The sequence below is a fragment of the Hyphomonas sp. NPDC076881 genome (genome assembly GCF_050269995.1).
GTDB lineage: Bacteria > Pseudomonadota > Alphaproteobacteria > Caulobacterales > Hyphomonadaceae > Hyphomonas.
Genome location: NZ_JBNNJJ010000011.1, coordinates 104,021 through 125,706 on the forward strand (window position 1 = coordinate 104,021; position 21,686 = coordinate 125,706).

Consider the following 21,686-nt stretch of genomic DNA (forward strand, 5'->3'; position numbering starts at 1 on the left):
CCCCCACTCCTGAACAAATATAGTTTCAGTCCACGCGACCACCCCCCATTGCTATGCTCTCACTCGACAGACTTCTCTATGAACCCGAGGGTATTGGCGTTCTCCACCAGAGTTCTCACCTTGGCGCGATCCAGACCGCCAGGCACATCGGCCTCGATCTCGAGCTTCAACTTCACGCGACTGCCCGGAAGCGTGGTGAGCTGCTCGACGATCGCCTCGACAATCTGATGAATATCCCGCGCCGGCCGCTCCGGTGAGATCATCACGGCGCCGGTGAAGCGCGTCGGATTCTTCTCCGTCGGCGGTGTCGCCGGCCCACCGCCTACATCGTGTCCGCCGGGCGTCGGCGTGCCGCCATCAGGGCTTCCAGGTGCGTCCCCAGGGCCAGGTTGCACCGGCGCCGGACGGTGCGCCTCGGCCTCATTCGGTTTGATGATGACGCTGTCGCTGTCGATGACCACGGGCGCGTTGCCCGCACGTTCGATCGCGAGTCCCAGATAGGTGCCCGTCTTTTCGTCCCACCGCTCGGCATAGGCGAAGGGACCGGGCAGCATGCCGCTGATCGCCGCCTGCACGGCCTTCACCAGGACATCCTGACCTTTCAGACGCGGCAGGTAGATGTAGCGATTGAGATATTCCCGCAGATCCTTGAGCGACAACCGCGGCTTGTCGTTCCAGATGTATTTCTGGAGATCACGATCGAGACGCGACGGCCCCAGCTCGACGAGCAGGCCCTCTTCAGCCACCAGCTTCTTGCTCGCGCGGGCCAGCAACCCGTCCTGCGCCGGAATCTTGCCGGACACCCACTCCCAATCCGCTTGGGCGCTCTCCTGAGCCGGATAGTGCAGATAACACCACGCCTCTTTCAGGCGCGTCTTCATCGTCTCGTTGGCTTCGGCCAGTTTCGTCTTGGCGAGCGCGCTGTCGCTCTGGGTGAGGTTCAGCCGCTCCGTGTCGCGGACAATCTCGCCCCAGGCAAGGGAGGCGCGCACGGCATCCTTCAGATGATCGAGCTGACGGCTCTCCGCGGCGATGAACACCAGCATGTTGCGATAGACGCGCGGCGTGCTGCCGCGCTGCGTGAGAATGTCCTTCGCCTCGACGAGCGCGTCTGAGCCGTCGCGCCCATTGTGCGGATATTTGACGCCCAGCACGACGGCGCGCACTCCGCCTGCTTCATCGGGGACTTCGGCCGACGAGGCCGGCGCGACCTGCACGGCGTCGAAATGCCCGCGATCGGCGAGGCCGTTCACATATTTGCCGAGTTCCGCGTCAATCGTCACGTCGACGAGCGCCGCCTCGATCTGCGCCGCCTTGTCCGCCGCGATGCGGTTGAGGCTCGCGGACATCGAATACCAGTAACGGCCAAGATCGGCGTGCATGAACTTGGCCTGGTTGGTGAGCCGCCGCAGCGCGTCCCCGAAGATCGCCGGACGCTCGCCGGGCTGCACGACGCCGAGATTGATCTGCTTGTCGTCGAGGCCGGTGTTCTGCTGCTGATGCGTCGGCGCCGTGCCCATGAAGATCGCGCGCGCGACACGACGGGTCGCCGAATAGCGGTTCAGGTTGGGCGCCGACTGATCGACCTTATACGGGGTGGACGCCGTGCCATCGACGTCGCCGGCGATGATCGATTGCCAGCTCACGTCGAGATAGTGGAGCAGTTCCGGCTCCACGCGCGGAGAACTCACCGCCACGCTGCCGGGCATAATCATCACCGACGGATCGGCGTTCATCCAAAGCTCGTGAATGGCCTGCGCCATCAGGCGCAGCACGCCGCGCGTGCGCTGGAACTTTTCGAGCGAGCCCCAGCTCGTATAGAGCTGGTCGAACAGCTCGGGATGGATCGGATAAGCCTTCTCCAGCTTGCGCCGATAGTCCTCGTCCGCGCAGCCCTGCGGGAAATCGTTGGCGTTCTCCCGATAGAGCTTGGCGAACTGTTTTAGCGTGTTGTCACGGTGATGGAACTTGTCGCCGGGAATGTCCTTGAAGAGCCGCCGCCGGACGATCTCATAGCTCTCTTCCTGGCTCGCCGGCCGCCACGAGGATTCCACCCGGCTGAAGGTCTGCTTGAGGCGCGCCAGCGCTTCCTGCCCGCCTTCACCACCCACCTCGATCTGCGAGGCCGGCAAGGAAGCGACCAGCAGCGTGCCGGGGCTGGCCTTGACCGCCTCGGTCAGCGACTGGACGAAGGACAGGTTCGCATCGAACGACCCGGACGGCAGCCCCTCGACCTTGTAGATTTGCCGCAGATAGGCGACCCATTCGTCGATCAGGATCAGGCACGGCGCATACTTCTTGAAAAGCGCCTCAAGCAGGTTCGAGCCTGGCGCGATGCCGCTGGCGTCATTCTCCGCCACCATCGCGTAGGCGTCGGCGCCGCCGAGCTGCCAGGCGAGTTCACCCCAGGTCGTGCGGATTTTCCGGTCGCCCTCGCCGTGGAGCACGTCCTGCGGCCCCCGCGATGTGCCTACGAGCACGGCGCGGTTGATGGCCTTCGGCACGCTGAGCCCCTGCTTTTCGAGCAACTGGTCCAGGCCAGAGAGGTCCTGCACCGGCGTCGGCCCCGCCATGTGATAGAGCGCCAGCATCGAGTGTGTCTTGCCGCCGCCGAAGTTGGTTTGCAGTTCGACGACCGGATCGCCGCCGGTGCCGGACAGCCGCTTCGCAGCTCCGATCAGCAGCGCGCTCAAGCCTTCCGTCAGATAGGTGCGGCTGAAGAACTGGCGCGGGTCGCGGTATTCCGGTGGCGCGCTGCCCGAATGCACCTTGGCGAGGTCGGCCGCGAACTCGGCCTGCTGGAACTCGCCGGTGGCGACATCCTGGTGCGGCTCGACCACCTCCCGCCAAGGCAAAAGCCCCGCCACCGTCTCGACCGAGATTTCGAGGCGCTGGGTTTTCCGCCGCTCCTCATTGCGCTGAAGCTCGGTGAACTTCGTGCGCAGGATGGTGTCGCGCATCTTGCCGAGCTGCTCGGCCGTCTCGCCGGCGCTGATCGCCTCCATCAGGCGACGCATGGAATCGAGCGCGCGCTCGGCGTCGTCGTAGGTGAAGGTCTCGTTGTGCGAGAGCTTGTTGCGGACGTCGCCCAGTTCATTGACCAGCGAGCGTTCGGCGCGGCCGAGAACCGCCTTGAACGCCTCGCTCCAGAAGCGATCCATCGCGTTGAACAGCGCAGCCTGATCCCAGCCGACCTCGCCGTTGCTGTTGGGACGCAGGCTCGGCAGCTTCTCCAGAACCTGGACCTGCCAGTGCCCCTTGAGCGAGGTTTCAAGCCGCTTTTCGACGAATGGGATCAGCGCCGAAGGCAGCAGCTCCATCCCTTCAAACACATATTGGCGGGTGCTTTTTGCCACGTTCCGTTCCCCCTTAAATATCCAGCCGGATCTGACGATCGCCGCTCGTGTCGTGGATAGCCGCCGCTGCCCTCGTCAGCTCGGTCCAGTCGGCGATCAGGGCGTTGTAGGCTGTGGCCTCCTTCGCATCCTTCCGCTTGTTGGCGCTGATGTCGTAGAGACAGTAGGCGAGATCCTTCACGGCCTCGGCCTGAATGTTGATCTTCTTCAGCAGGACGGCGGTATCGTGGGAAATGCCGTCCTTCTCATGCTGCCGAACAAGGTGTTGAAGGCACTCCCACACCGTCAGGTGGCGGTCGTCTTCTGGGTCCCAATCGTCGTCGAGTTCGTCGCGCGCGAGGATGCGGACCTTGCCTGCGGCACTCTCAACAATTCCGGCGTGCTTGACGCTATCGACAGAGATGCCGCGGGCGCGGGCGAGATTGTCGGCGATGCCGTAGTCGCCCTTGCTTGTCCCGTTCTGCTCGAACCAAGTGATCGCAAACCGTGTGTCCGCGTCGAACTCACCCTGGATGCCGCCGAGATATTCGTCGAGTTCCCGATTGATGAGTTGAAGCGCGGTCTTCACGCTCATCGGGCTATCACCGGATTCGAGGACAGTCTTGTAGCGCGAGAACACACCCATGCCGGGGCCGATGGCCGATTGCGGCATATCAGCCGGCGCGATGTTGGCAGCCTGAAGCTCAGCGATTGCCGGCGGAAGTTCACGTTTCAATGCGCGGATAAATTCTGCGCGGGTGATGACCTCCGCCGTGGTGTCCTTCTTACGGCAAACTAAGACGACCGAATTTGCAAGAGCGTTGGTCCCTGTCGCAACGATCCTTCCAGGACTTTCGGTACGGACCGGCCAAGTGCCAACAACCGAAAACCCAGCATTGATCACGGCCTGCAAGAAAGTTGCCCAACCAGTTGAGCTGACCCCCTCTTGCTCAACTTCACTTTGTTTAAATGCGTAGTAAATGGTGGTTGGGAACGCCTCAGAAGCGTGCTCGGCCATTCGTCCGACTGCTGCACTCATTCCATCTAAGAAAAATGAATCCGCAGCTTCCTGGGTGCCGTATCTGTTTCGGGTTGCGACGAGTTCCTCAGCTTTTGGAGTCGACAAGATTCCAAAAAGTGAAGGGTCAACATCCAACAACGACCGGCGGAGCCAAACGAAAAAGAAATCCGAGAGATCTGCATATTCAATATTGTCATAGTATGGTGGATCAGTGGAAATAACCACCCCCGCAGGGTATGGCGCTTCAGTTGCCGATGATTGAAATATTTTTCCATCATGTTCAGTTGGAAGCTCTGCAACGACCTTCGAAATCTTATCGATAGGTGTGAGCCAGTTTCCGGCTGAGTCCGAAAAGAAGTTAACCTCAGCGAAATCCCAGGCCATTGGAATTCCTTGGCGCGCGAAAGTTTCGCGCAGCGCGCCACGATCGCTCATCCAACTAGTGACGCTTGATCCTAAATTCGTTAGTTTTGAAATAGCAAAGGCAAGATAAATGCTGACTGCTTCGGCATAAGCGAAGGCCCCGCTTGCGCCATTTGCAAGTTGTTCTTTTCCTGTCTTTAACCCCTTAGCTTCAGCGGCGCTTTGAATTTCCCCCCTGACATCCTTGAGCAATTCGCTAAATGTCAGCAGCGCGACCCTTTGGCGATCTGTAAAATAGTCTGCGAAGGTATTAAAACCATATCTTCGACCTTGAGCGTTGCTGGCAAACGTACCGCGACACGGAACCTCTAAGTGAGTAGAATCGAACGTTCGCGCCAATTCTGATGCAGAAGTTATAGCCTCTGACTGTTCAATCGCGCCTGCACCTACATAAATTCTGCCGCCTTTGCCCTCAGCGACAATCGCCATAAGCGCTTGGCTCATCTTGCCCGCAGTTGCCTGCTTATCGACGTAAGCCCCCGAAATCGGGGTATCTGAGAAAAGGCACCGAAAGACAGCACGCCCAGCCTTCGTACCCTCTTTCGCGTTGGCAATTTCTGCCTTCGTGCCGCCGTATCTAACTCGATAAGTGATTGTCTTGGCGTGTCGATCAACGATCGGCTCAACCCAAGCCTCTTTCCCGGCCTTCGAGCTCAGCAAGAAGCTCGACGCAATCGGCACCTGAACATCGGCGAACGCTGGGTCTGGGCTTGGCACCGTTCGCGTCCAGATCCAAGCAATCACGGTCCCCTTGCCGCCACCATGCTCCTTCGGCAGGTCCACCCGTGGATAGAGATGCCCGATGCGTTCCCACGCCTTCTCACGCATCCATTCCCCATAGAATTTGACGTCTTCGGCCAGGCCCTCGGCGTTGCGGTAGAATTGCCGGTCCTTCGCGCCGGGATGGATCGGCTCCTTGTCCTTGAACTTAGGCGGGATCTCGATCATCGCCTTGCCGATGATCACCGCGACCGGATTGAGGTCGGACCCATAGGCGGGCAACCCGAGACGCTGCGCCTCAAGCGGAATCGAACCACCGCCCGAGAACGGATCATAAACCGGCGGCAGATCGCCGCCGCAGGACCGCCGGATTTCGGCCCGGGCGCGCTCCAGCACCTCTTCGTTGGTTGAGTTCTCCCACAACACCAGCTCCTCGATGATCCCGAACAGCCGCTTGCGCTCGATGTCCGCCGCGCAATCCTCCAGTGTCGGCTCAGGCGTGTCTGGCACGTTCCCCTGCGCATCGGCCTTGCGGTCGCGCCACACCTTGAGGCGCACGGCAAGGTCCGCCTCCGCCTGCTTGTGGATCTTTGGGTCGTCTAGCAGCTTGTCCGCATAGCCCGATGGGTCATCGACAAGCTGAGCGAACAGCACCGCCCGACACGCTGCCAGCGGCCGGCGCGCCCACCACAGATGCAGCGTGGAAGGATGCCCGTGCCGGATCGACTTCTCCCGCGCCGAGGCGGCGTTGATCGCTTCGAGGGGTATCGCAACCTCGATCAATTTCTTCTTGGCGTTATTCGTCGAGGTCATAAACAAGCCTGTAAGTTGCAGGGTGAATTGTCAGTTCGCCACCGTCACGCAATGCGCGCAGGCGGGCGCCCGTCATTTCGACGGCATCACCCTCGGGGTTGATGAGAATGAACGAATAGAGGTCCGGCTTCTGGTCGAGCAGACCCCAGACGTCCGCTTCAAGTTGGAGCGGTTCGTGCTCCAGGCAGTGGTCCTTTGGATAATAGTGGCGCAGAACTTCGCCGCTCGCCGAGCGGCGCTCCCACGGAAAGCGCGCGCCGTTGCCGCGGCCGATCCAGCTCCCGTCCGCATGGAAGAAGCGATCCTCGCCGTCGACCTTGTAGCCCTGGGCCAACGCAAAGCGCGCCATGACGCTCGGGCGCGGGGGCTTCGGCGCGGCGCGCGGCCTGGTCGCAACCTCCGTTTCGATCAGCTCGCGATCTGGCTCTCCCGTGGGAGGCGTGGGTTCGGGGAGCGTCGCGGGCTCGTCCTCCTCCGCCAGGTGGAGATCGTCCGCATCGACCGGCTCGGCGTCGTCGCCCGCGCCTTCAGCAATCTCGTCGCCACCATCGTCATCGCCGGGAGCGGCGGCCGATTGGGCCTCGACGATTGGCGCGGCGACCATTTGCTCAAGCCCCAGAGTGAAGTTTTCCTCGAGATATTCCCGGATGTCCTCGGGCGAGCGCTCGAACGCATAGGCCAGGGCCGCGCGAATATCCGCGCTTAGGCTCCTGCCGATCTCTTCCGGGACCCGCTTCGCCAGCTTGGCCTTGGATAGCGGGCTGACGAACAGCTTGCCGTCGAGCCATAGGATGTCGGCGAGCCGAGCCGTTCCGGCGGGCACACCGTCGAGATAGGGAATGACCTCCAGCTTGGGGGTCTGGACCCAGCTCGTCGCCGCGATCGCTTCCGCCAGCGCCCGCACGCGCTCGGTCTCGGCGGCATCGGCAAGCTCGATCCGCGCGAGTTGGGTTCCGAACGCCGTCAGCCAGGCGCGGCGATCTTCGATGCCGGCCAGCAGCGACGGCTGGTTGAAATGCTCCTCGACGAGGTCCGACAAAGCCGGCAACGCCGAGAAGGGCGGCGCCTGCACGGTCTCCCCCGACAGCCGCTGAAAATCGGCGGTCTTGCGCTTGACCCATTCGTGCAGATGGCTCCACCGGAACAGGGTCTGCATGCTCAGGCCATAGGCAAGCGTATCGACCGGCGCCCACTCGCCCACGAGGTTCAGCCAGTGCCCGCGCTCCTCCCAGATGCGGATCGGGTATCGGACCAGCAAGGTGCGAACACGCCTGGCGTCGTCGGCCGAGAGCGCTTTCCCCGAGGCCAACGTCCCAAGCCATTGCAGCGCCAGATCCGCGGAGGGGCGGTCGGCGACACCGATACGGTGCCACAGGCTGAGGTCGAGCACGGAAGCGCGCACGACCGCCGCGCCGGGAACATCCTCTTCGTCCCCGGCCAGAAAGACGCCGCCGGACGTCGCCCACGTCCCGTCCTGGGCGAGGATCAGCTTCTCAGCCTTGAAGGCATTCCTGATGTTCTGCGCGTCAGCAGTCGAGCACCCGTCGAGCATCTGATCCAGGCGGCGATACCATTTCTCGACCTCATGCGCCGGGGCCTTGTCGGATTTCGCCAGGGCGCGCAGGCGGTCAAGCAAGCGTCCGGGACCGCTCGGCGTGCTGCGGACACCGAGAAGATCAAGCAGCGGGCGCGTCGTTTCCCGATCGAGCAAGCCATGCACGAAGGGCTCGACGTCGATCAGTGCCTCCGTCTCCGGTGTCCTGCGCACCAGGTCGGCCGGAAGCTGGATCATGTTGCGGATGTCAGGAAGGCAGGGCTTGGCCCGCAACTTCAGCAACCAGTCCGCCAGCAACGGCTCCGAACTGACCGATCGCGTCGATCCGGTGGTCGCCACCTGCAACAGGCGAGCGCTCGACGCCCGCGACCAGTAGGCGTCGCGCTGTTCCAGAATCTTTCCAACCACCTTGGCCCAGATGCCGGGATCGGCCTTCGACAACGCCTCCCAATGCCGCCAGTAATCGGCGGGGAAGTCCCAGTCATCGAGAACGAAGCTCTCCGTGACATAGGCATAGTAGAGCGCCTGGCGTTGGCCGCGCGCCTGCGCCTCCGTCACCGCGCGCTGGCGTCCGTAGAGGCTGGTCCGCTTCTGCGCGAGCGGCGCCATCGTCTGAAGCCCCGAACGGCCCGACGATACCCAGCGCAGCCAATCTTCCCGCGTGCAGGATTTGAAGCTCGCCACATAGTCACCGTGAAGGAGCTGCGTCTTTCGGACGGACTCCGGCAGCAACTCCTCGAGCGCGCCATTCTCGTCGAACAACACCCCCTTGCCGATCGGTCGAAGTTTCAGGTCGGCGCAGGCATACCGGAAAGAGTCGCCAATGGTGACGCCCAGCTTGGCCGCGATCTGGGCGAGTTGGACGCACTCGGCGAGCTTCGGCTGGCCGTCCGCGAAATAGTCGGCAGCGACCCGCTCGATCACGGCGTTGACGTCGCTCGTTCCTTCGAGGCCGATCTCCTCCAGCACCGCGAAGGCCGCTTCAATCGGGTCGTTGCGGTTCTCTCCCTCCCCCTTGTCACGGCGCTGTTCGGCGAGGAACCGGGTCCAGTTCTGGTTGAGGACGATCAGATGGCTGGCGAGAAACTCCCAATCCTCTTCCGACTGAAGCAGCTTCTTCTCGCCGAGCCGAACGATCTCCGACGCCGCGTAGAGCACCTCCTTGCCTTGCACAGGCACGATCCGCAGGCCGTCGGTGTCGTGACACTGCCAACCCGTCACCTCGGGCGCAATATAGGCCCACAGGTTCAACAGGTGCCGCCAGGTCGCGGGCCGCGGCAGATGATTGCTGCGCAGGCGCTCGAGCAAATCGGATTTCGAGAACTCCTCGACCAGACCCCAGTGAACCAGCTTGGTCCGGTTCTTGGCCGAGACATGCTGGCACAGCGCCGGCCGGGATTTGGCGTCGAGCAGCGCCATGGCCTGGTCAGCCGGCCAGATGTCGAAGACAGGCCGCGGCACGGTGATCGCGGCATTGGCGTCGACCAGCCGTCCCTCTTCGGTCAGAAGCATCGGTCGGTCTTCGATGGCCGCGTCAAACGCCAGTTCGACGATCGCGCCGCACGCCCCTTCGAGCGTGGTCGCCTCGCGGTCGACGTCGGGCAGCAGACCATAGGCGTCCGCCCGATCCCGCGCGCTGGTCTTCGTCTGCTCCAGCCACTCCATCATGGCGCTGGCGGCCAATTCTCCAGCGCGGTTCAGGAGCCAGCGGTTGGTCGGCGATGTCTCCGGGTCCTTGATCTTGAGACGAGCGGGGTCCTGGATGAAGGGCGCGTTGCAGGCGAAAGGTAGCGTCGTTTCCACGCCGGTCGGCAGCACGACATAGAGCCGGCCCTTCGCGCCCAGCACGATCTCCACGCGGCAGGGCGGGAAATCGCCGCTGTCCTCGGCCCCCAGCATCCGCTCCTTGCGGATCTCATCGAGCGCTTCGGCCGGGAAGGCTTCCTCCCCCGACCGCACGAGGAGGAACGGATCATCCGCTTTCTCATCCAAAGCCATCCATTCGCTCTCGGCGATGGGGCCAGGCCCGAGACTTTGCCAATGCACCTCGCTGTCGCCAATCCGCAGGCGACGAATCTTCTTGAAGAACAGCAAAGACACCGGGCTCTTCAGCCACTCGTCGAGGTTCTTCTCGACCTCGCGGCGCAGCAGCGGGTTGGCGATCGCCACTTCGACGCGCGTGGTTCCCGATGTCTGGTAGCGGCTATCGATCCAGTGGGGCTCGGTGAACCGCGCTCGCTCGAAGGCCACGGCCAAGGTCGGCGTGAACAGCTCGACCCGATCGCCCAGGCTGAACGTGCTCTTGAATCCGATCCCGCGGAAGCCGATCGTGTGCAGCGCGCGCTTATTGGAATAGCCGAAGCGGCAGATCGAAGCGAAGTGGGCCTCGATGAAGTCCTCGCCATTGTGCTCGAACACGAAGCGGTCGTTCTCGATCGAAACCCGCGCTTCGCTGGCGCCGGCATCATCGGCGTTCTGGAGCAGCTCGGACAGGATATGACGGGGGCTCTGCACCTGCTTGAAGAGCTGGTGCCAAGGCCCGGCAAGCTCCGGGTCCGCCTCAAGCTGGTCCCAGCGCTTGGTGGCGCGTTCCTGGATCGACCGGAAATAGTCGGGAGGATCGGCGAGGATGGTCTCGATCTGGCGGCCCGCGCTCATAGCGGCACCTCCAGCGTCGATGGCGTGGCGACCAGTTCGGGTCCGCGCGGCGGGGCTGTCTTGCGCCAGCCGCCCTTGACGGTCTGGATGGCGGAAATCGGCAACCGTTGCGCGGCCGGGAGCTCGTACAGATCGCAAACGTGCCAGAACACCGCCCAGTGGCCTTGATTGTCGGACGTATATTGGCCTGTCGTCGGCGGGCGATGCGCCATTCCCTTTGAATGTTTGCCGTTTCCGCTTTCCTCGCAGCCGACATACCAACCCAGCCAGGACACCACAAAACTGAGCTTGGCGGCCACGTCCTCGTGCGACGGATAGATCAGGACCGGCACGCGCGCGCCACCGCGTAGTTCATCGACCTTGCGAAACAGCTCCCACTTCCGCGATCCGAAGGCGACGAAACCCGTGGCGCTGGCGATTGCGCGCCCGGATTGAAGGTGCTCCAGCGGCACGGGGGCCAGGATGGAAAAATCCGAAATGCCGGTCATCTCGCCCCCTATGCCGGCTCTTGCGCCCGCTCCAGCAGGCGTCGGAGGTCAAACTGGATCGCGGTTTCGAGGAACGACGGTTCCCGCTCCACCAGAGGGCCGCGCACATAGCGCGGCGCATGGGCGGAACCCGCGGCGACCGACACGATGGCGAGAATGAACTTATCCGGCTCGTGCAGCGAGGTGATGACCTCCTGCCGCGTGACCATCACGCTGTCGGCGCCGTCGATCCGCCCCTTGACCTCGATGAAGCGCAGATGCCCCGCCTTCGGATCGTGGGAAGCGATGTCGTAGCCGATCTTCTGGTCGGAGACGTCGGCCGGCTCATTGCCCAGCGCCCGCTCGGCCGCCATGACGGCTTCCATCGCCGCCAGCTCGATCGCCCGGCGCGCAGCGGGGTCTTCCGCGAAATGGTCCGGGACGCTTGACGTCTGACGTGCTTCCAACAGGCCCCGCGGGATGACGACCATGCCGCCGCGCACGCGCGGCGGCTGCGATGAGATGAACCGTTCCCGTTCAAGCTGGTCCATGCGGCGCTTCTGCCGATCCGCCAGGTCTTCGGCCCGGCGCTGCGCGTTCTGCCAGTTCACGCGCGTCTTCTTGCCGGCGCGCTCCTCCTCCTTCAGCTCGAAGGCGCGCGAGTCCCAGTAGTTGATCTCTTTCTTCAGCCGGGCGCGAACTTCCTGCTCGACCTTTTCGATCTCGGGCAGGCGCCGCGCCTTGACCTCGGCGACATGGCCTTGCGCCAGTTCGACCGTCGCAAACCGGATCGCGGCCTTTTCCAGATCGGCGGTCAGCCAGCTCTCGTCCAGAAGGTCGCTCACGCTGGCGACCTCCTCCGGTTTGGCGGGGCGCAGATTCAAATGCGGTGCGATGCCAGCGTTGACGGTGTTTCCGGTCTTGTCGATCGCGGCGAACTGGAGGCGCTGCGAAATCACATGCGGCTTGCCGGCGCTGGTGACACGTCCGTCCTGGACCGTGTGCTCCAGCAGGAAAATCGCCGACAGCCCATCGCCGGCGTCGGTGTCGTCCACCAGGATCGCGCCCTGCCGCATGATCTGCTCATACTGCTCGCGGATCAGGCTGATCACCGCTTCGAGCAGCGGATGGCCGGGGCAGACGAAGGCGGCGACCGGCTGCTGATTGATCTTGTCCTTCTCGAAGCAGATCCGCTCATACTGGGTCTGAAGCGGGGCGCCGGTCCCGATCTGGCGATCCCGCTCGCGGATACGCACCGGGACATGGGTGATTTCCCAACGCCCTTCCTCGCGGCGCTTGATCCGGCCGCCCAGATGCTGGAACGCCTCGACGAAGAAGCTCTGGATGTGATGTGGCTGTAGGCGCAGCGCCTCGGCCCGCTCCATTTCGAGCCGCAGTTCCTCGACCTTCGCCTCCGGCATGGTGTCGTTGGTCAGAGCGCGGCGACGCAGCAACTCGAGCAGATTTGCCTGGTCGACAGCGCCATCCACCTGCTGGAAGAGGCGCGCCTTGACGTCCTCTTGCTCGCCATACTGGATCGCCTCGAACAGCAAGTCCTTGAGCGCCACGCCGTCGAACAATTCGCCGAGCACGTCATAGACACGGCCGCCCAGCGCCTCGCGCGCAGCCTCCAGCTTTTCGAGCAACCGCGCGTAAACCTCGCCCTCGCGCGTATCGGCCGCGACGAGATTCCAGAGGTGGCAAACCTCGGTCTGGCCGATGCGGTGGATGCGGCCGAACCGCTGCTCGATCTTGTTCGGGTTCCACGGCAGATCGTAGTTGACCATGAGGTGGCCGCGCTGAAGGTTCACACCCTCGCCGGCCGCGTCGTTGGCGATCAGGACCAGCATGTCCTTGTCCTGCATGAAGCGCTCGACGACCTTGCGCCGCTCTTCACGCGAAACGCCGCCGTGGATCACCTCCACGGCCTCGGGATTGCCGAGCCGCGCCCGCACCTTGTCGAGCAGGTAGTGCAACGTGTCCTTGGGCTCGGTGAAAATGATCAGCTTGCGGCGATTGCCGGCCGCGTCGACCATCAGATCGTCGTCGAGGATACGATTGAGCTGGCTCCACTTCGTATCCACGCCCGAGCGCAGCACGCCGAGCGCCATCGTCTCCAGGCCCTTCAGCGTCTCGACTTCCAGGGCGAGCTGCTCGACCGTCTCGGCCGTCGTCGCGCCCGTGGAGATCAGATCCTCAAGCTCGTCGATCTCTTCCTGGCCATATTCCTCGATGTTGCCCAGCATGTCGGCGTTGATCGTCGGTTCGCTCGCGCCGGCCCGTCGGCCCTTGGCGGCAAGGCGCGCTTCGCCCAGCTCGTTCTCCAACCGCTCGCGGCGGCGCTTGAGGGACTGGTAGATGGCGGCTGGCGATGAGGCGAGACGCCGCTGAAGAATCTGCAAGGCGAAGCCGACATTATTGCGCTTCTTCCCGTCACCTTCGGCGAAGCGCTGCACGCGGTTCATCTCGGTGCGAACATATTCGGTGACGGCGGTGTAGAGCGCGGCTTCCCCTTCCGAGAGCTGATACTTGACGGTGCGCGCCCGCCGCTCGGGGAAGAGCGGCCGGCCATCGAACTTGAGCAGTTCCTCCTTGGTCAGCCGCCGCATCATGTCTTCGGTGTCGGCATAATGGACGCCATCGCGGAACCGGCCCTCGAACCGATCGCCGTCGAGCAAAGCCATGAAGAGCTGGAAATCCTCTTCCTTGCCGTTGTGCGGCGTCGCCGACATCAACAGCAGGTGCCGGCAGACCTGACCGAGCTTCTGGCCGACCTGATAGCGCCGCGTGTATTTGACCTCGCCGCCGAAATAGGTGGCCGACATGCGATGCGCTTCGTCGCAGATAATCAGATCCCATTCGCGCGCGCTCATGAGCTTCTCCTGAAGCTCCTCGTTGCGCGCCAGCACGTCGAGGCGGACGATCAGCCGATCCCGGTCGCTGAACGGATTGCCCGACCGCGAGTTCTCGATCATGTCGCGGGAGAGGATGTCGAACTCGAGATTGAACTTCTGGCCGAGTTCGTCCTGCCATTGCTCGACCAGGCTGCCCGGCGCGACGACTAGGCAGCGTTCGAGATCGCTGCGGGCAATCAGCTCCTTCATCAGCAACCCGGCCATGATCGTCTTGCCGGCGCCGGGATCGTCGGCGAGGAGGAAGCGAAGCGGCTGCCGTGGCAGCATCTCGCCATAGACCGCCGAAATCTGGTGCGGCAGCGGATCGACCAGACTCGTGTGGATCGCCAGATACGGGTCGAAATAGTGCGCCAGCTTGATGCGGTTGGCTTCCGTCACCAGACGCAGCAACGCGCCGTCGGCGTCGAACGACCATGGCCGTCCGCTCTGCTCGACCTCAAGCCGGTGCTCGTCGTCCCGATAAAGAACGGCCTCGGCCACCGTGCCATTGTGATCGCGAAAAACGACGCTGATCGCCTGATCGCCGATCCAGTCCACCGAGATCACATGCACGGCCTGCGCCGAAGCAATGCCCCGCACGGATGCGCCGTTCTTTATTTCCTCAAGCCTTGCCGCCATTAGCCGGCGCCCCCCAATTCGCTCATAGCTGAAACTCCGCCTTCTCAAGCGCAGCCTCAGTTTCTTTGCGGTTTATCGTTACGATATGCTGCGTATGGGCGCTCTGTTTCGCGGCGTCACCAAGCAAACCCAGACGCTTCAAAACATAGAAGAGCATCGCGTAACGTATCGAGAGCACACCATTTCCCTGATCCAGCCCATAATCCTTGGCGACGACCTTCTTCTGGCTCGCCGTAAGCCCCGGATGCGGGCCGATGATGACATCGAAATAGTTATTCCAAAGCCAGTCCCCCTCGCCGGCTTCCCCAGGCTCGCCCTTCCCACCGACTTCGAGGATGCGCGGCAGCAGGAAGTCCTTGAACTTGTGCTCAAGGTGGCAATAGGCCCGCGCGTGCCAGCGGAACCCGTCATAGCCGAAGGCGTGCGGCGTGATCCGCCGCCAAATGGGGTCCGGCCGCACCTTGTTCATCGACTGATAGAAGATGTCGATGGAGACGCCCTCGCGAGTGGCGTCGAGAATCTTGCGTAGAACCTCGATGTCGATGTCCCGCCTGGGGGTCAACGCAACATCGACGCTGGGAAGCGCCGCAATCCACGAATCGCTCGCGGGCACGGCCCCTTCGGCGACCGAGCGGAGCTGCGAGAGATAGATGTAGGGGTCCGGCTCAAGGAAGCGCAGAACGAACTTTTCGGCGGCGACATAGCGCTTGGCGCGGGTGTCATATTCCATGTTTCCCGGCGCGCGCTCCTGATAGAGCGTCAAATCCTTGGACGCCTGCGGCACCGACACGCCGAACGCCTCAACGAGGTTGGCACGGTTGATCGAACCCTCCCAGAACAGCCGGAACTCGATGAACTCGAGTCGGCGTCCCACCCCCCATTTCAACGCCGTTGCGGCCTTTGCCATTGCTTCCGCCTCGCGTCAGTGAGAGTAAAAACTATATGGACAATCCATCATAGTCCGTGTAATTATTATTTCCATTATGGGCTTTCGTCAATGGGCGATCGGACGCGGAGGGGGGCGAAACATGCGGCAGCACAGCTTGGAACGTCAGATTGCTGGCCCGGCGCCCAGCCCTGAGCAGCGCCCGGAAGGAGGACGGCAGTGAGCATCGCGCATCGATCCACCCTGGTCGTTCACGGTCGCCTCGCCATGCGAGAGAGCCGCCTGGCGGCGGGTCGTGGCGGTCGTCATGGCCTCCAGATCATGTCGTTCGAGCAGGCCGCCGTCCGGCTGGCGGGCGGCTTCGCCCGCCCTATCGATGACGAGAGCCTGCGCGCGGCCATCCAGTCGGCCCTCCCAGCCACGCCGATGGGCGAGCTGGAGAGCATCAAGGCTCTTCCCGGCATGATCGACGCGGCAGCCGACACGCTCCACAAAGCCTGGCGCGCCGGCATCGATCTTGCCGCACGCGCGGCGGATCATTCCCGTCTCGACGCCATCGCGCGGCTGGAAGCGGCCGTCCTCGACCAGCTTCCGCCCGGCATGATGCGGCCTCTCGACATCGTTGCAGCCGCGACCGCCCGCATTGCTCATGCGCCGGCGGTCCTCGGCCCGATGGAGATCGTCGGCCTTACCGAACTCTCGCCCTGCTGGCGGCCGCTGCTCCAGGCCCTCACCGCCCATATCCCGGTGCAGTGGACTGCCGGCCCGAGGAGCGTTCCCGCATGGCTGGACGGCACCGGCATCACGATCACGCGCGCACCGGCGCAAACGCCAGGGATCAGCGCCGTCAGCGCCGCGACCGCCTATCACGAGGCCATCGAGGCGATGCGCTGGGCGCGCAGCCTGCTCGCAACTGGCGTCTCGCCCTCGGAGATCGCCATCGCGACCGCATCGCCCGCCGACTATGACGATCATTTCCTGGCCCTGCGCGCCGACGCCAACATCGACCTGCACTTCGTCCACGGCGTCCGCACCGTCACGACCCGCGAGGGCCAGTCGGCCGCGGCGCTGGCCGACATCGTGGTCCGCGGCCTGTCGCAATCCCGGCTGCGGCGCCTCGCGGCGCTCTGCCGGGACAGCGGGCCATTCGAGACCCTGCCCGAAGGCTGGCTGCGGGTCCTGCCGACCGATGCGCCGCTCTCGACGCCGGGCGCGTGGAACCGCCTGCTGGTCCGCTTGACGCCGGAAGACTGGCCCGACGGCGCCGACCATGTTCCGGCGCTGCGCACAGCGGTCGAGACTCTGGCGAAAGGGCCGGACGCCGCCGGCGAGATCGGAAAAGCCTTCCTCAAGGGCCGCGCGCTCGCGATCTGGCGCAAGGCGCTGCTCGCCGGCCCCGCCGCCTCGATCGACGCGACGCTGGAACTCCTGAAGCAGGACGACGGGCTGGAAGCGTGCGTATGCGTCGCCTGGATGCCCGCCAGCGCGCTCGCCGCGTCGCCCCGCCGCTTCGTGCGGCTCCTCGGCCTCAATTCCTCGCGCTGGCCGCGCGGGATCGCCGAGGACCGCCTGATCCCGGACCATATCATCCCGACCCCGGTGCTCGATCCACTGCCGGTCAATCTCGCCGACCGACGCGATTTCGAGACGATCCTCGCCACGACGGCCGATACCGTCGTTCTGTCGCGCGCCCGGCGCGACAGCGACGGGCGTCTCCTGGGTCGCAGCCCTCTGCTCGCCGGGCGTGGCGACGAAACCTATCTGCGCCGCAACGCGACGCCGGCGCACGCCTTCAGCGAAACAGACCGCCTCATGGCCCGGCCCCAGGAGTTCGCCGCCGATCCGCAAGCGGTCGGCGCGCAGGGCTGCTGGCGCGACTGGCGGCAGGCCGAGATCACTCCCCATGACGGGCTCGTGCGGGCGGATCATCCGCTCGTTCTCGCCATCCTCGGCCGCACCCAGTCGGCCAGCTCGCTGCGCCGCCTGCTGCGCAATCCGCTGAGTTTCGTTTGGGTCTATGCCTTCGGATGGCGTGAACCGCAGAGCAGCGCCGAACCGCTCGTGCTCGACGCGCTCGGGATCGGCGATCTCGTTCATTTGGTTCTCGACCGCGCCTTGCGCGACCTCGAAACCGGAGACGGTCTTGCCTCCGCCGACGCCGAGACCATCGAGGCCGCGGTGGCGCGGGCCGCGCAAGCCGTCGCCGGCGATTGGGAAAGCGAGCGTCCGGTTCCGCCGGTCGTCATCTGGAGCCGCACGCTCGACGACGCCCGCGTTATGGCGGGCCGCGCCTTGTCCTATGGTGATGAAGTCCTGCCGGGCGCACGCTCCTACGGAGAGGTGCCCTTCGGCGGCTCGGAGCCGAAATCCGACGCGGAGGCGCCCTGGGATGCGAGCGCGCCGGTCACGATTCCCGACACGGGCTTCAACATCGCCGGCTATATCGACCGGCTCGACATCTCGGGCGACGGCAAGCGCGCCCTCGTGCGGGACTACAAGACCGGACGGCCGCCGCGCGGCGAGATCCGCCTCAACGGCGGACGCGAGCTTCAGCGCTGTCTCTATGCCTTCGCGGTGAAGGCGCTCCTCGGCGACGATGTCGCCATCAGCGCCTCGCTGCTCTACCCGCGCGAGCCCGTCGATCTCCAGCTCGACGATCCCGAGGCCGTACTGGCAGAGATCACGGGCTATCTGCGCGCAGCACGGTCGAGCCTCGCCGGAGGCGCGGCCCTTCCTGGCCCGGATACCGGCGGCGACTATGACGACCTCGCCTTCGCCCTGCCGGCCAACGCCAGCGCCACTTATTGCAAACGCAAAATGCCGGCCGCCACGGAGCGGCTTGGCGAAGTCGCTCAGGTCTGGGAGGCGGAATGATGAGCAGCGTGTCCAAGGTGCTGAAGGACGACGGCGCCCGCCGCAATGCGATCAGCCTCCATGATCGCTCCATCCTGGTCGAGGCCGGCGCGGGCTCAGGCAAGACCGCCGTCATGGCCGGCCGCATCGCCGCCATGCTGGCCGAAGGCGTCGCGCCGCGCTCCATCGCCGCCGTCACCTTCACCGAACTCGCCGCGAGCGAGCTGCTGTCGCGTGTCCGCGAGTTCGTCGCCGATCTCTCGGCCGACACGATCGCGACCGAGCTGCGCGTGGCGCTGCCCGATGGGCTGTCCCAAGCCCATCGCGACAATCTCGCCGCCGCCAGCGCCGCGATCGACGAAATCACCTGCTCGACCATCCACGGCTTCTGCCAGCGCCTGATCAAGCCCTATCCGGCGGAGGCCGACATCGATCCCGGCGCCGGCGTCATGGATCGCAACCAGGCCGACCTCACCTTCCTCGAAATTGTCGATGGCTGGCTGCGCGAACGCCTGTCCGGCGGTCAGGGCGGTATCCTGGCCGAGCTGGTGCTGCACAGCCCCGGCGAGACCGTGGCGCTCATCCATAAGATCGCCGAGAATCTGCGCCGTCGCCCCACGCTCACGGCCCCGCCCGTGTCTCCACTTGGCGGCCACCTCACGGCGTTCCGGCAGGCCACGGCGGATTTCGCGAACTTCATGGATGGCACGGCGGCGGCCGAGCCCGAAACGGTGACGATCGTCGAGCGGCTGGCCGAAATGGCGACCGCCGTGGCGAACGGTCCCGATCCCGCGACGCCCGCGGGCCTCGTTCGGCTCCTGACCGCGCGGCCCCACCCGGATCTTTGCACCAAGACCGGCGCCTTCGCCTCCTACCGCAAGAAGGGCAAATGGGCCGCCACGGCCAAACAGGCCGGTCTCTCCAAGGCCGATGGCGACCGGCTGAACGACGCCGCCGAGACCCACTACACCGCCTGTTGCGACGCTTGGGTCGCGTTGGCGCAGGCCGTCGCCGGCCATGCCCTGGCCGCGCTGATCGACGAAGCGCGTCCGATCCTGCAACGCTATCGCGACCACAAGCGCGCCAGCGCCCAGCTCGATTTCGACGATCTGATTTTCGCCGCGCGCGACTTGCTGCGCGACCACGACGCCGTGCGCCAGGCGCTGGGACAGCGTTTCGCCCATGTCCTCGTCGACGAGTTTCAGGACACCGATCCCCTGCAAACCGAAATCTTCTGGCGGCTGTGTGGCGAGCCGGTCGACGGGGATGACGACTGGACCCGGTTCCAAATCCGGCCGGGCGCGCTCTTCCTGGTCGGCGACCCGAAGCAGGCGATCTATCGCTTCCGGGGCGCCGATGTCGGCGCCTATGTGCAGGCGCGCGACGCCTTCCGCGCCCAAGACCCCGGCAACCTTCTGTCGATCTCCACCAACTTCCGCTCCTGCGCCTCGATCCTCACCTTCGTCAACGAGCGCTTCGAGGCCGTGCTCTCGACCGACGGCCAGCCGGGCTTTACCGCTCTCGACCCGTTTCATGACGATCGGAGCGGCCTGTGCGTGGCGGCTCTCGACATCGCCGTGGCCGACGAAAACGGCAAGGCCAGCGCCGAACAGCAGCGCGACGCCGAAGCCGACGCCATCGCCGAGTTGTGCGCCCGGCTGATCGAAAGCCACCCCATCATCGACCGTCGCAGCGGCGCCGAGCGCCCCTGCCAGCCGGGCGACATCGCCTTGCTGGCGCCAACCGGCGCGGAGCTGTGGCGCTATGAGGAAGCCCTGGAACGCCGCGGCATCCCTGTCGCGACCCAAGCCGGCAAGGGTCTGTTCCGCCGCCAGGAGGTCCAGGATCTGATCGCGCTGACCCGCGTTCTGGCCGACCGCCGCGACACCCTGGCGCTCGGCGCGCTGCTGCGCGGGCCTCTGGTTGGCCTCACCGAAGAAAACCTGCTGGACATCATCTGGGGACTTCCGCGCTCGGAGGAACAGCCGGATCGGATTCCGCGCCTGGATCTCAGCATCGATCCCGCCGTCATCGCGCACCCGCTCGCGCGCGAAGTCATCGAGCGGCTGCAATCGCTCTCCCGGCGCGGCAACAGCACGACCCCGCACGAGCTGCTCTCGCAGGCCGTGGACGTGTTGCGCGTCCGTCCGCTCCTCCTCGAGCGCCATCGCGGCCAGGCCGAGCGCGCGCTCGCCAATGTCGATCTCTATCTCAGCCTGTCGACCGGCTACGCCGTGCGCGGTTTGCGCGCCTTCGCCGAGGCGATGACAGCGGCGTGGTCCGACGAGGCCCGCGCCGTCGAGGGACGGCCCGACGCCCAGGAGGAAGCGGTCGCGCTCTTCACCATGCACGCGGCCAAGGGGCTGGAATGGCCGATCGTCATTCCGGTCAACACCATGACCGGCGTCATGGCGCCCGACAGCGCCGTGATCGACCGCCAGACCGAGACCTTCTATTGTCCGGTCCTGGGCGTCGTGCCCGAGGGCTACGAAACCGCGCGCCAGGCGGAAAAGGAGGAGCTGGACCGCGAACGCATCCGACTCTGGTATGTCGCAGCCACCCGCGCCCGCGAACTCCTCGTCTTGCCCCGGCTCGACGCCACGCCGTCGAAATCGGCCTGGATCGGTCTCGTCGATCTGTCGCTCGCCGACCTGCCCGCCCTGGACGTCTCTCACTTGCCTGCCGGTCTCACGACCGCAGGTGCGGGCGCGGGCAACACCCAGACGCGCGCGAGCTTCGCCGCCGAAGCCGAAGCCATCGCGGCCGCGCAGACGCGGTTGACCTGGCTCGCGCCCAGCCGTGACGAAAACGCCGCCGGGACCGTGCTGCGGGAAGAAGAAGCCGCGCTCTGGACGGGATCGGCCGACGATCAGCCCCCCGAGCTGGAAGCCGCCGTCCTCGTGCAGGGGGGCCGCGAGCGCGGGCTGATCCTCCACAAGCTCATGGAAGAGGTGCTGACCGGCGAAATCCCCGAAGCGGAAGCCGCCCTGACCGAACGGGCTGGCCACCTCATCCGAGCCCTCGGGCAGTCTCCGGTCGCCGACCCGGCCACGGGGCTGTCGGCGCAGGAACTGGCGGCCTGTGTGGTCCGGACCCTGGCTCTGCCTGACATCGCGGCCCTACGGCCGGGTCTTCTGGCCGAATTTCCCGTCTATTCCGCACAGGCGGCCGACGGCGTGGAAACCGCAACGGCCGGGATCGCCGATGCCCTGACCCTGACGGCCGAGGGCCGCCCCGCCGTCGTCGTGGACTGGAAAAGCGATGTGACGCCGGCAACGGGAACGCTCGATCACTATCGCGCGCAGGTGCGGGCCTATCTCGACATGACCGGCGCCGAGCGCGGACTGATCGTGCTGATGACCTCCGGCGCCGTCATTCCCGTCCTGCCGACGAAGCCGACCGAAAGCGAGGCGGCCTGAGTC

At 64.9% G+C, this 21,686-nt stretch carries 8 protein-coding genes; 2 read left to right on the plus strand and 6 right to left on the minus strand.

Annotated features, from left to right (window positions below):
* Positions 1–59 precede the first annotated feature (59 nt).
* Genes ACQKI2_RS13425 through ACQKI2_RS13450 form a run of 6 tightly spaced genes read right to left on the minus strand, consistent with a single transcriptional unit; the run spans position 60 to position 15,432 of the window.
* Positions 60–3,356: a DUF499 domain-containing protein gene (locus ACQKI2_RS13425; protein ID WP_102114747.1), complete on the minus strand. Its 3,297-nt coding sequence runs from the start codon at positions 3,354–3,356 to the stop codon at positions 60–62.
* A 13-nt stretch (positions 3,357–3,369) separates the two neighbouring features.
* Complete coding sequence (locus tag ACQKI2_RS13430) at positions 3,370–6,312, minus strand: DUF1156 domain-containing protein (RefSeq protein WP_102114746.1); 2,943 nt, start codon at positions 6,310–6,312, stop codon at positions 3,370–3,372.
* Entirely contained in the window at positions 6,296–10,525 is a 4,230-nt protein-coding gene (locus tag ACQKI2_RS13435) for a sacsin N-terminal ATP-binding-like domain-containing protein (RefSeq protein WP_102114745.1), read from the minus strand. The genes ACQKI2_RS13430 and ACQKI2_RS13435 overlap by 17 nt, the downstream gene beginning before the upstream one ends.
* Positions 10,522–11,013 (minus strand): hypothetical protein, encoded by a 492-nt coding sequence (locus ACQKI2_RS13440; RefSeq protein ID WP_102114744.1) that lies wholly within the window; start codon positions 11,011–11,013, stop codon positions 10,522–10,524. The genes ACQKI2_RS13435 and ACQKI2_RS13440 overlap by 4 nt, the downstream gene beginning before the upstream one ends.
* An 8-nt stretch (positions 11,014–11,021) precedes the next feature.
* Positions 11,022–14,525 (minus strand): protein NO VEIN domain-containing protein, encoded by a 3,504-nt coding sequence (locus tag ACQKI2_RS13445; protein WP_102114743.1) that lies wholly within the window; start codon positions 14,523–14,525, stop codon positions 11,022–11,024.
* Between the two features lie 22 nt (positions 14,526–14,547).
* The gene (locus ACQKI2_RS13450; RefSeq protein WP_102114742.1) at positions 14,548–15,432 is read right to left on the minus strand and encodes a WYL domain-containing protein; all 885 of its coding nucleotides are present in this window, start codon (positions 15,430–15,432) and stop codon (positions 14,548–14,550) included.
* 198 nt (positions 15,433–15,630) lie between these two features.
* Between ACQKI2_RS13450 and ACQKI2_RS13455 the strand changes: the two genes are divergently transcribed.
* Both ACQKI2_RS13455 and ACQKI2_RS13460 read left to right on the plus strand, forming a co-directional pair.
* Positions 15,631–18,285, plus strand: a complete 2,655-nt coding sequence (locus tag ACQKI2_RS13455) for a PD-(D/E)XK nuclease family protein (protein ID WP_102114741.1) — start codon at positions 15,631–15,633, stop codon at positions 18,283–18,285.
* Positions 18,285–21,683, plus strand: a complete 3,399-nt coding sequence (locus ACQKI2_RS13460) for a UvrD-helicase domain-containing protein (RefSeq protein ID WP_102114740.1) — start codon at positions 18,285–18,287, stop codon at positions 21,681–21,683. The genes ACQKI2_RS13455 and ACQKI2_RS13460 overlap by 1 nt, the downstream gene beginning before the upstream one ends.
* Positions 21,684–21,686 lie beyond the last annotated feature (3 nt).